We start from the raw sequence: 13250 nt of genomic DNA, 5'->3' as shown, positions 1-13250 counted from the left end.
GCACTTTCAAATATTTTAGTATAATAACGAATGAGAGACTGGAGGAAAAAAGTGAAGGTATATAAATATATAATTAGTATGTTAGTAGGATTATTGTTTGTGGCTTTTGTCCCTAATGTTGAGGCAAATGAATTTACTCGTATTGGTGGACAAGATCGATATGAAACAGCAATTGAAATTGCAAAAAAACAGTACCCAACTGGTTCTGATAAAGTGGTATTGGCACGTGGAGATGATTTTCCTGATGCATTAAGTGGAGCACCTCTAGCCAAGAAGTTGGATGCGCCCATATTATTGACTGAAAAACACCAGTTGACAAAAGATACAAAAGACTTACTCCAAGAGTGGGAACCGAAAGAAATTATTATTCTTGGTGGGGACAAAGCGATCTATGAACAAGTAGAGACAGAGTTGAAAGCAATTACCTCAAAAACGAGTAGAATTTTTGGAAAAGACCGTTATGAAACGGCTGTAAAGATTGCTAATGAGGTATCTGCTGATCAAACGAAGGCCTTTTTAGTTACTGGAGAGGACTTTCCTGATGCTTTATCTGTAGCAGCTTATGCAGCTGAAAAACAACTACCGATACTTTTATCAGAACAAGATGTGACAGATGGGGATTTACACACATACTTATCAAATTTTGAACAGGTTTATATAGTCGGTGGTCCGGCTGCTATATCAACAACAATTGAAAGATCGTTGACAAGTAATGTAGCGCGTATCGATGGAGAAAACCGATATGAAACGTCCATTAACTTTTTAGATGAGTTTTATGGAACAAATGAGCATCTATTTATGAGTACTGGAGCAAAGTTTGCAGATGCTTTAACAGGTTCTGTTTTAGCTGCAAGTCAACAAACAGGGGTCTTATTGGTAGACCAACCCCTATTATCTGATGACCTTTCTCAACTTTTTAAAGAATTGACTGTAGACTCTTTCACAGTTTTTGGATTAGAAAAAGCTGTTTCAGACGAAACGATGAATGATTTAGCGGCGCTTCTTCCTAATCAAAGTGGTTTAATTGAAGGGAAAGTAATCGATCAATTAAATGATGTTTCAATTGATATTTATAAGGATGATCAAATCGTTAAGCAAACCAAAACCTCTCCTGAAGGAACGTTTTCGATCGATCTCGAAGAAGGGGATTACACATTACAATACCAAAAGCAAGGTTTTCAACCAGAAACAGTGTATGACGTAGCAGTGTCAGAAGGAAACATCGTAAAAGCACCAAATATTAAGTTAGCCAGTACGTTCTATTCTTCTCAAGGAGAAATCAATGGAGAAATAATTGATGTGGAGTCTTTATCAACAATAAAGAATGCAACCGTTAACCTCCGTAAAGGGACGAGAAACCATAACGGTCAGATTGAAAAGACCATCCAATCACAAGATGGTACGTATGTTTTTAATGAGTTAGATCCTGGAATGTATACAATAGAAGTAATAAGCGACCTTTACGTTACGGGTTATTTTAGCCTATCAGTTAACCCAGGTGAACAAACAAATCAAGATGTGTACGTATCGCCGATTCTAGAGGAAGACCAATGGAAAATGGTGTTGACGTGGGATGGCCAATTACTTAACGGAGATTTAATTGACTTAGATGCTCACTTTACGGGTCCTGGCGATAAGGGTAGATTCCATGTTTATTGGGATCAAAATCAACATGTTGAAAACAACACGCTTATCTCGCAAATGAATCTCTTTGATGATGAAAAGAAAAAGGGAATAGAGTCTGTTGACCTTTTTCACCAAAAGGACAATGAAGAATATCGATTTTATGTGTTTAACTATTCCTATCGTCTTCATAATAATTCAACAGCATTAACGTCTTCAAACGCTACCATTGATGTTTATAAAGGAAATGAACTAAAAGAACAGTATTACGTTCCAACGGATCAACGGGGGAAATTATGGTCAGTGTTTACGATTAATGGAGATAAAATAGAGTCGAATTTTAGGGTAAGTGATGGATACACGTTTTATTCCATTTCAGAAGATCAACAACTTCTAAATAGTACGCCGAATAAACAATAAAAAAGAACGCTTGTGAGCGTTCTTTTTTATTTATAAGAATGGCTACATTATGTCTTTTGAATAAATATCCTTTTGTTGTAAAACGCCTATGTTCATAATCAATCATCGTTAGACGGGTGTTTTCTCTTTTCTTATTGTCCATCTAAATGATATTTACTTTGTGGTTGATTGCTGTTAATAGCTTTTTCTAATATGTTGAAATGACTTCCAACCGAAAACTCACCAATTGCGTACATCCTCATCAATGGATCCAATGTTCGATAATAGCTCATTGCGGTATTTAAGCTATTTGAATAAGATGAATCGTAAGGTTCATAAGAGCCAAATTCAGCGGTTTGTTCAATATTTTTAATATAATACTTTGGCTCGGATATTATGCCGTTTCTATATAGATTTTGCAACGCTTTTCCGCTATTAGCATGATCAATATGTCCATCATAATAACTGAAACTCAAATGCTTTGCATTTGGGAAGCGAGTTTTGTATTTTAACATGATTGCTTCGATTTGATCTTGCGTTGTACCTCCATCTGGTAAATAGGAAAGGTGAATGTTATTGCGTGTGACTCCAAGTGCTACGGAAGAGCGAATAAACTCTAAGTTTCGACTGTGAGAAAATTCCTCTTTCGATAAAGAAGAGATCTGGTGCTTATTTAACTCCGTGTTCACATGGTTTAATGCGTAAGAAGATGCACCATCTGTAATAAGAACAACGTGAACATCATACCCCTTTTGCAAATAAGCTTTAATTGCATGCCCCATCGATAAAATTTCGTCATCTTGATGAGGAGAATAAAAGACCGCTGTTTTTGTTTGATTAGCATAAGCTGGGGAAGAACATAGAAAGCTTATACAAATCAGGCTAAATACGAAAAGAAATCGTTTCATACGTTTTAAATACCCTCCTAAGGAATTCATTCGGTCATTATTTAATAGTATTTGTTAACTCATTCATGACTTGATTGGAAATAACAGCTTCCCCACCTAGAAACAACATGGAATAGGTTTGATTAGGTGAATAAGCATTTTTTGTAAAAGTCGGAACGGTCTCTTTGTCTACGAGTAAAGTGGGAGCATCATATTTTGCCGCTAAGGCAGACCCTGTAAGAGCATCAGGGGAAATTTCCTCCATAAGTAAAGAAAAGAGTCTCTGTATTTAATTTCAAACGGCTAATTAACTTGGAAGCCGTATCATAGCGATCTACTCCACCAATACGAGTAGGGTTTGGTAGTTTGCTTTCTATATCTTTAGATATAACAGCCGTGCCTCCTACAATAATCGTTTTATTAATGTTGTTGTCCCCCATTGCTAATTGAGTAACTGTCGGTAAAACTTCTGTTTCTGATAATAAAATTGGATATTGCTTTTGTGCTGCATAAGAAGCAATGGCTAAAGCATCAGGGAAATTGTAACCGTAAGAAATGATCGCTGTTTGCATGTCAGAGCCAAGTTCTTTCGCTATATTGGCTGCTGTTTCAAAACGATCTTGGCCGCTAATTCGTTGAAATGAATCAGTAAGTTGGCGAAGACTATTTTCAACTGTACGAGAAACGGCCGCTTCTCCCCCCTAAGACAATGATTTTTGTTGGCTTTAACCTTTGAATTTCCTCACTCGTTGCATCTGTCAATGTCTTTGAATCAGTCAGCAAAATAGGAGCATTTAGCTTATAGGATAACGGAGCTCCAGCTAACGCATCGGGAAAGGAATCGGATCTTGTGATAATAACCGTATCTGCTCCATTAGACCAACCTTGATTAGATATAGCAATGGCTGTCTTAAATCGATCTTCTCCAAAAAGGCGCTTGGAACCTTTAGAGGTGATAGGATCATATATAACGGTAACCCCTCTATCAAGTAAATCTTGAATTATAAATCGAGATTCATAGGATAATGGGTTGTTTTTTAGATTAATATATCCTTCTGTCATGGAAGATAACGAAGATATATCAGTTAATTGGTTGTTTTCAAAGTCCAAGTAATAACTTTCGTTTGCTTTAATTGTTACTCCTTGCAAGGACGTTAATTTGTTGTTAGCTGCTAGCAATGAGTGAATATGGCTACTCCCAAGAGAACTTAAAGAAGATAGATCGTTATTTGAGAGATTGACATAATCTAATTTTGTTAAGCTGCGAAGGGAGTCAATGTTAGTAAGGTTATTATCCGAAGCCGAAAGCTCAGTTAATCCTTTTGCCGCTTCTAGTCCGTTTAACTTGGTTACCTGATTCTTAGATACATCAATGTAAAAATAGCCGGTATTACTAGGGAAAGCAACCTTTCCTAGTGGAGTTAAATCAGTAAGAGAATTGTCTGCTAACGATAGCCCTCCACTACTAGTGAACCTAATTTGACTAAGGCTAGTAACAGTAGAAAGCTGATTTTGACTAAGATCAAGAACTGATAAGTTTTTAAAATTACCTAAAGCGGATGTATCAACAATATCGTTATCGGTCAAGTAAAGATGACTTATTTGTGTTAATTCCTTTAATTGATCAATGTCCTTAAGTCCATTCCCCTCTAAATAAAGAGAACCAATGTTTTTTGCGAATTCCAATCCTGAAAGATCTGTAATACCCCACCAGCTGGCTTCAAGATATGGTAAGCTCTCCAGTTGAGTTTTTGTAATGGATACTTTCTCATCTATATTAAGTTGAAATTTAATCGCTTCTTCAAGGTTTGGGTGTTCAACAATGGTTTCAGCTTTTGCATGAATAGAATGGAAGCTGATAAAGCTAACTATCAAAATTAAAAATGCTAAAAGTTTCTTCATAGTATCCTCCAATGATTAATTCATTAAACTATCTTATTATAATACGAATTACCTAATCATTAAATAGGAACTGGAAATCTGTAAAAATATTTATATATGGTTTTAAAATAGTTTTAAATTTCTTAAATGTAACACATTTAAAAATTTCAATATTAGTGAGTGTTCACAAAGTAGGGGAAAAAGGGCGTTGAAGAGAACAAGGCGGTCTGTTTAAAGAACACGGGCTAAATACAGCCACGTCCTGTGGCTAACGATGATGCTAAGCCATCCAGGCCATCGTAGGACTTTTTGAACAACCTCTATTATTAACATATTTCAAAATAAAGATTATCTATCTATAAAACTCAGAAAGGAGAAAATTATGTTGAAATAACTCAAAAAAGATTGTTAGTTTTCTAGCTTTCTTGTATAGTAAGAAAACTTATTTATCAAATGAGTATAATAATCCTGCTATAACTGATATAAACACATCTCGGATTTATTTAATTCCATCAAACATGGGAGGTGCGAATATAAAAGGAGAAGCAATGGTTGTTATGTCATTGATCCTGGGGTGGAACCTTTTCAAATAGATTTCGTATGAATAGAAATAATCGAAATATATTGATTACTAATACTTTTCCAATTAAATTTAGGATTTGTTATAAAAGAATGAAAAAGAAAACGAGTAATAAGGACTAGCTTTTTTAATATAATGAGTGAAATTGTAATAATATACTAATATCTTTAATGCTTCTAAATAGTTTGACTATTTTGTAAAGATCACGTAAAATTATTTCATGTTTATATAACTCATCTAGAGAGGGGAAAACAAATGAATAGAAAAATGAAGAGAATTTTTGTTAGCTTACTAGCTTTTCTGTTAGTCTTTAGTAATTTAGGACTAACGACTTCTTTTGTACAAGCAGAAGAAAAGTCGAAACAGGAGGAGATTAAAAAACTCCTTTCGAAAGAAATGAAAAGCTTAGATAAAAAAGATGTTGAAAATAGTTTTAAAGATTCAGATAATGTTCGCGTCATTGTCGAATTAGATGGGACAACCCCACTAGAATACGCGACAGAAAAAGGTGTTTTGTTTAAAGAGCTATCTGAAACAAAAAAAGCTTCTTTAACAGAACAGGTTCAAGAGGAACAAAAAGATATTAAAAGCAGTTTGAAATCTAAAAAAGTAGACATTGAATATTCAGAATCATTCGACACGGCTTTTAACGGATTCAGTGGAGAAGTGGAATATGGCGATGTTGAAAAAATAGAATCAACGAAGGGTGTTAAAAGAGTCTTCTTAGCAAATGAGTACAATAGACCAGAAGTAACACCTGATATGGATACATCTCACGATTATATTCAATCTCGCTCGACATGGGCAGATGCTGAATATAAAGGAGAAGGAATGGTCGTTTCTGTTATTGATAGCGGTGTAGATCCTTCTCATAGAGATTTTGTTTTAAGTGATGAAACAGAAGAGGAGCTGACAAGTGAAAAAGTTGGCACCATTGTGAAAGAAGAAGAACTTCCTGGTAAATTCTTTACGGAAAAAGTACCTTATGGATACAACTATTATGACAAGAACGACATCATTACAGATGAAGGTCCAGATGCATCCATGCACGGAATGCATGTTTCAGGGACAGTAGTAGCAAATGGTGATGAAAGTAACGGCGGACTTAAAGGAGTTGCACCGGAAGCACAAGTGTTAGGAATGAAGGTTTTCAGTAATGATCCTGACTACCCATCTACATGGTCTGACGTATATTTAGCTGCTATTGATGATTCAATTAAGCTTGGCGCAGATGTGTTAAATATGAGTTTAGGCTCAACGGCATCTTTCTATGAGCCAGAAAGTGCGGAGGATTTAGCAATCACTCGTGCCGTTGAAAATGGGATTGTGTGTGCAGTATCTGCAGGGAACTCAGGTCATATTGCTTCAGGCTGGGGAGATCCTTACTATAATGATCCTGACATAGGAGTCGTAGGAGCACCGGGGCTGAATACAGATACAATTCAAGTAGCTGCATCAGGAAATACTTCTTATTGGTATCAACATTCAATTACTGATGGATCGGATCTTAATTTAGTAGGATACGGTATTGATAGCTGGGCAGATGTTCCAGAATTTGAGGTTGTTAGCTTATCCGCTTTAAATGAAAAAGAAGAAACTTCAGGTGAAAGCTGTGTTGTATGTGGAAATCCTGAAGATTTTACAGATGTAGATGTGAAGGGCAAAGTAGTATTAGTCAAACGTGGAGCTCTTTCATTTATGGCAAAGACAAATAATGCTGCAGCAGCAGGTGCAATCGGCATTATCGTTTATGATCATGGAACTTCAACGTTTTATAAAAACCAAGGTGGATGGAACATTCCATTTATGAAAGTGTCCAAAGAAGAAGGAGAAACGTTAGCTAAACGTTTAGAAGATGGGTCTTCTTTAACGCTTAACGCTTCTGAACTTGATAAGAGCAATGATCCTGAAATGGGTAGAATGACAGACTTTACTTCTTGGGGAACGACACCAAGTTTAGAATTAAAGCCTGAAATAACAGCACCAGGTGGAAAAATTTATTCAACACTTCAAGATGATCAATATGGATTAATGAGTGGAACATCTATGGCTTCTCCTCATGTTGCTGGTGGAGCGGCACTTGTTCAACAATATTTGCAAAACGACGAACGTTTTAATGAAACATCTTCAGGAGATCGTGCGCGTTTGGCGAAACAATTGTTAATGAGTACGGCAGAGGTTATTGAAGATCTTGACGGAAAGCCATTCTCGCCTAGACGTCAAGGTGCAGGAATGATGCAAACGTTAAGTGCAGTATACTCACCTGCATATTTAGTGGATAAACAAACAGACGAATCAAAAGTTGAGTTGTTTGATTTTAAAGAAACTTCATTTACTATGACGTTTGAAGCAGTTAATATTTCAAATGAAGAGGTTACCTATAACGTTCATACAGATGTATTAGCAGATAGATTCAAAGCTGAAAATTTTGGGGAAGATAATGAAGTATTATACAACTTAGCCCTAGCTGATCATTTAGAAGGAGCAAAAATTACTTCTCCAGACGAAATTACCGTTCCGGCTGGCGGTTCAAAAGAGTTCACCGTTACTGTAGATTTCTCTGAAGCAAAAGTAAAAGGTGAAGATCAAGACGGAAATGAAGTAACGAAATCAGTAGAAGAAGATATGTTTATTGAAGGTTTTGTTTACTTAACAGACAAAGAAAATGGAGCTCCTCAGCTAAGCATTCCATATAACGGATTTTATGGTGAGTGGGACCGTCCAGAAATCCTTGACGGATTCAAGGATTATGGCGAGGATAAGCTTTACGCTATGGATGACTTTAATGATATGTTAACTGGAGATGGAAACTTTGTAGCACCGGTTGATGGTGAAAAGTATTATCCAGTATCTCCGAATGGAGATGGATTAAATGATGATATTTATCCTTTCCCAGCATTCTTAAGAAATGCAAAAGAAGTACAATATAATGTGTATGATAAAAATAATAAATTGCTTCGTCGTGTCCTAACAGAAGAAAATGTAAGAAAGACGTATTATGATCAGGGTTCAGGAAGTTATTATTCATTTAACCCTGAGCGTGCTTGGGATGGAACGGTTAAATCCGAGACAGTAGAAGATGGAATTTACTATTATGAGATTAAGTCCACTATTGATTATAAAGATGCTAAATGGCAATCGAAGAAAATTCCAGTGTATGTAGATACGAAAAGCCCAACGATTGAGATTACCTCATTTGAAGAAGAAGAAAATAAAATTTCTTGGAAAGCTTCTGATGAAGGAGTAGGGATCGAAAAATATTTAATCTTTGTTAACGGAGAGCAGTTGGATGCAACAATCAGTAGTGATCAAACTTCTTATACGTTTGACTCAATCGAGAACGCTGTTGTGGAAGTTGTTGCAGTAGATTATGCTAATAACTTTGCTATGGATTCCACTCCTGTTGCGGATAGCGATTCTCCAGTGATTTATTTAGGAGATACAGACCCAGCACCATACGGTTCTTACAATATTTTAGAATTACCTGTTACAGGATACGTGCAAGAAGAAACAGGATTATCTGAAGTAAAAGTGAATGGAAAGTCTGTTGATTTCAAATTAAATGAAGAAACAGGAAACTATGACTTTTCAGCAACGGCAACATTTGACGAAGAAGGAATGAAGGATATCATAGTATCTGCTACAGATACATCAGGTAATGAGATCTCTATTTCACGTCGAGTGTTTATTGATACAACAGCACCAATCATAGAACAAAGCAATGAAAAGTTTGTGGACGAAAAGACAACAGAATATGACTTATCATTTGATGTATCAGATAATTACTCTTATTTCTCCGTTTATGTAGATGATAATCATCTGAAGCAAACAGAAATCGAAACGCCAGCTCAAGTGTTAGAGCCTGGAAAAGAGTCCTTTACAGAAAAAGTTACCTTAGAACCAGGATATAATACGTTTACGGTAAAAGTAACGGACTTAGGTGGAACTACGGTTACAGAAGAAATCTCCATCTATCGTCCAACTGGTAATGAAGAAAAACCAATGATTCAACTTGGTGAAGAACCAAAACAAGACAGTGCTTATAATACAAAAGAGGTACCTGTAAAAGGGTCCATTCATGCAAAATTTGAGCTTGAAGAAGTAACGGTTAATGATAGTCCTATCCAATTGTCATTAAATGAGGAAACAGGATATTATGAGTTCTCAACTACAGTAGGATTTAAAGAAGACGGAAAACAAGTCGTCAAAGTAACAGCAAAAGATACACTTGGAAATAAATCTAGTTTAGAACAAGATGTGTTTATTGATTCGGTGGGCCCTGAACTGGAACTTAATGCACCAGAATCTGTTGATTATAATGTTACAGAAACAGAACTAGAGATTACGGCGAAAGATAACTTCTCATACTTCAGCATTTATGAAGGTGAAAAAGAAGTAAAGACAACCAAAATGGATTCACCTGCAGATGTACTTGAAGCAGGAGAAGAAAAGCTAACGCATAAAGTATCTTTAGAGCCAGGTAAAAATACGTTTACGGTAAAAGTAACGGACTTAGGTGGAACTACAGTTTCAAAAGAGATTACAATTGATCGACTAAATATAGAAAAAGAAATAAATCGCCTTCAAGGTGTCGATCGTTATGAAACATCTGTTGAAATTAGTAAAGCAGGCTGGAATAAGTCAGATACGGTTATCTTAGCTCGTGGAGATAATTATGCAGATGCTCTAGCGGGTGTTCCATTATCTCATAAACTAGATGCTCCACTATTGTTAACTGAGTCAAATACACTTACAGATGTAACGCTTGATGAAATTAGTAGATTAAAAGCTTCTAAAGTCATCATTCTTGGCGGAAAAGCAGCCATTAGTCAAGATGTCGCAGATGTGTTAAAAGCCGAAAAGATCGGCGTTGAACGCATTTGGGGAGACGATCGTTATGAAACGGCACAAAAGATTGCAAAAGAAGTAGCGCCAAATGGTACTGAAACAGCAGTAGTCGTAAATGGTCAAAACTTCCCTGATGCATTGTCTGTAGCTTCTTATGCGGCGAAACATGGTTATCCAATCCTACTAACAGGAGCAGATGAATTAGCTGATCCTACAGAAACAGCATTAGAAGAACTAAACGTGAAGTCAACCTATGTCATTGGTGGGGAAAAAGTAGTAACACCTGGTGTAATGGATCAATTACCTAAAGCGAAGAGGTTAGCAGGAGAAGATCGTTATAAAACGTCAGTAGCCGTTTCTAATTACTTCGATAAAGGTGCCGACCACCAGTATATTGCAACAGGAGAAAAATTCGCCGATGCCTTATCCGGTGCAGCTTTAGCAGCAAAAGAAGGCACGGGTGTCTTACTCGTAGGTTCTTCTGTACATGAAGAGTAAAAGGATTTATTGATGAGAAGAAGCCAAATCTATTAACCATCTTCGGCGGAGAAGCAGCGGTAACTCCTGAAGTCGAAAATGAGTTAAATTCTTTATTAAAATAAGTTTCAAAGAAAAAGAGGCTATCCGTGAATGGATGGTCTCTTTTTATGTTACGTGCGATAACAAAATTTGGTGATGAATCTCTATATAGAATGAACTTTAGAATTCCCATATAGATATATTTTCCTCTAATTCATTGATTGGCTTTGTGCACGGGTGGAATCGAAACTAGTTTGAAATGTCTTTAGTTCAACTTATATAATATAGTCTGCTTTTAATTGAAAAACTATATATTATCCTATAACTGTCGATATAGTAGGTAGAATAGTCTCAGAATTATAGGGATATATAGAAATTTGTCTATATATGTTATAATTCCTAAGAGTTTAAAAGTATTGGAGGTTATGAATTGATCAAAAAGCTTTTTGAACTATGTTTATTTAGTTTTGCTTTGTTTTTTGTTCCAGGGTTTGTTGCAGCAGAAAAAGCAGTTGTCATTGACCCTGGTCATGGAGGAAAGCATACGGGGACGTGTGGATATTCAGGGAAATCCACTCGTTATTGTGAAAGAGATGCAAACCTTTCTGTTGCTTTAAAGCTCCAAGAGAAGCTAAAAGGAACAGGAATTAAAGTGTATATGACACGAACAACGGATGTCGATTTTTCGGATAATATCTCTCAAGATTTAGTGAATCGTACCAAAGTAGCAAATGAGTATGCGAAAGGGAACAATGATGAAACCATTTTTATCTCTGTTCATCACAATGGTACTACATCAAGTTCCAGTATCAATGGAATTGAAACATACCTTTACAATGGAGTGGATCATTATAAAGAAGAATACCCTCATGATCCCCTGCAAATTACGTATTTGAATGATAATAAGAGATTAGCAAATGAAGTTCATGATAGAGTGGTAGATTATTTAGGAACCGCTGATCGAGGAATCCAGGAAGATCAAAGTCTCTATGTCATTCGTAATGCGCAAATGCCAGCCGTTTTAGTCGAATTAGGCTATATGACAAATCCTGATGAAGAGGCAAAAATAAAAACAAGCTCTTATCAAAATAAAGCTGCAGAAGCTTTGAAGGATGGCATTGTGGAATATTTTAAAGTGTTCGAAGTTTATGATGAAAACAAAAATAAACTACAAACCTTTGAAACTGAAAATGAAGCAGTTAACTATGCAAAGAAACAAAATGAGTATGTGACTATTTGGGATAAAGACAATCAAGAGGTTGTACCACGTTATTCTGTATGGAATAAAACAGGAAGCTTGAATGAAATTTTTTATACAGCATTTGATGCTATGAACTACTCAAATACCAAGTCCAATACAAGAGTCGTCAATGACAAAACTGGATGGACTATATCATCAAACTATTTGCCAAAGAATTATCACGTATATGTAGGAGATAAAAAAATTGGTGAATATTATGATTATAACCAAGCTTTAAGTGAAGCAGAAGATCAAGATGATGCGAAAATTATTCGTCAATCTTCTAATGATATTATTTGGTCCAATAATGGAGAGCCGATTACAAAACATACGGGCTTAAATGAATTAATCGGACAAGATCGCGTTGATACCTCAATTAAAGTGTCAAAACAGCTTTATCCAAATGGGTTTCCAACTGAAAAAGCTCAAAAAACGGTTATTTTGGCTACTGGTGGGAAGTTTGCAGATGCTTTATCAGCCACTCCTTTAACGAATGTTTACGGTCATGCTCCAATTCTCTTAAACTGGTCTAATACTCTTAAAGGAAATGTTCAACAAGAATTAATCCGTCTAAAAGCAAACAAAGTCATTATTATCGGTGGACCCGAAGCTATTGATCCTCAAGTAGAGCAAAAGCTGAATCAATTAGGCTATCAAACGGAAAGAATAGAAGGGGAAGACCGTTATAAAACAAACGAACAAATCTTAAACAAACTTTCTAACGTCACTGGTTATTTCGTTGCATCAGGATCAAGGTTTCCAGATGCTCTATCAGTAGGGCCAATTGCAACTTCACAAAATTGGGGAATTGTTCTTTCCGACTTAAATAAGATTTCTGGTTCAGCTTTATCAACCGTTCAAGGAAAAGAAGTGAACATTGTCGGTGGGACAGCTGTGATATCAAGTCATGTTGAAAACCAAATTAAGAGTAAAACATCGGTTGTCCAACGACTTGGTGGAGCGGACCGCTATGAAACGTTAGCGAAAGTATTATGGGAATTTAAAGATCAAATGAAATCAAATGAAATGATTGTTTCAACTGGGGAAAACTTCCCGGATGCGCTAACAGCTGCACCATTAGCTGTTGGTAAGAATTCATTAATGGTTCTAATGGGTGAAAATTATAACAAGAGCGTTGAGTCATTTATTCAAGTATATTCAGCTGAACAATCTGTAAACAATATTCATTTAGTGGGTGGAACATTAGATAATCAATTAATAAATGAAGTTGTAACGGATTTAAAATAGGCTTTGAGTAAACAAGGAGGTTATT

General features: G+C 36.0%; 7 protein-coding genes. 3 read left to right on the top strand and 4 right to left on the bottom strand.

The annotated features are described in order from the left end of the window. Positions 1 to 51: 51 nt before the first annotated feature. Positions 52 to 2043 carry a cell wall-binding repeat-containing protein gene (locus tag LC087_RS11990; protein ID WP_226542193.1) on the top strand — a complete coding sequence of 664 codons (1992 nt, stop codon included), beginning with the start codon at positions 52 to 54 and terminating at the stop codon, positions 2041 to 2043. A 131-nt stretch (positions 2044 to 2174) separates the two neighbouring features. Here the strand turns inward: LC087_RS11990 and LC087_RS11985 are convergent, their stop codons facing one another. The 4 genes from LC087_RS11985 to LC087_RS11970 are packed head-to-tail and all read right to left on the bottom strand — an operon-like array spanning position 2175 to position 4811. Beyond that, the gene (locus LC087_RS11985; RefSeq protein WP_226542195.1) at positions 2175 to 2930 is read right to left on the bottom strand and encodes a PIG-L family deacetylase; all 756 of its coding nucleotides are present in this window, start codon (positions 2928 to 2930) and stop codon (positions 2175 to 2177) included. A 37-nt stretch (positions 2931 to 2967) separates the two neighbouring features. After that, complete coding sequence (locus LC087_RS11980; RefSeq protein WP_306019606.1) at positions 2968 to 3174, bottom strand: cell wall-binding repeat-containing protein; 207 nt, start codon at positions 3172 to 3174, stop codon at positions 2968 to 2970. Further along, positions 3155 to 3541, bottom strand: coding sequence for a cell wall-binding repeat-containing protein (locus tag LC087_RS11975; RefSeq protein WP_306020821.1), 387 nt, complete (start codon positions 3539 to 3541; stop codon positions 3155 to 3157). Before LC087_RS11975 ends, LC087_RS11980 begins: the two co-directional genes overlap by 20 nt. A 37-nt stretch (positions 3542 to 3578) precedes the next feature. Then, the gene (locus LC087_RS11970) at positions 3579 to 4811 is read right to left on the bottom strand and encodes a leucine-rich repeat domain-containing protein (RefSeq protein WP_306019605.1); all 1233 of its coding nucleotides are present in this window, start codon (positions 4809 to 4811) and stop codon (positions 3579 to 3581) included. Between the two features lie 814 nt (positions 4812 to 5625). On the opposite strand from LC087_RS11970, the gene LC087_RS11965 reads away from it, so the two are divergent. Both LC087_RS11965 and LC087_RS11960 read left to right on the top strand, forming a co-directional pair. Continuing rightward, entirely contained in the window at positions 5626 to 10716 is a 5091-nt protein-coding gene (locus tag LC087_RS11965; RefSeq protein WP_306019604.1) for a cell wall-binding repeat-containing protein, read from the top strand. 451 nt (positions 10717 to 11167) lie between these two features. Beyond that, a complete protein-coding gene (locus LC087_RS11960) occupies positions 11168 to 13225 on the top strand; it encodes an N-acetylmuramoyl-L-alanine amidase (RefSeq protein ID WP_306019603.1) in 2058 nt (685 codons plus the stop codon). The last annotated feature ends 25 nt before the right edge of the window (positions 13226 to 13250 follow it).

This window comes from Bacillus carboniphilus, from assembly GCF_020524035.2.
Classification (GTDB): domain Bacteria; phylum Bacillota; class Bacilli; order Bacillales; family JAIVKR01; genus Bacillus_CC.
Note: the sequence above shows the minus strand (reverse complement) of the source record. Positions and strands in the feature narration are given on the sequence as shown.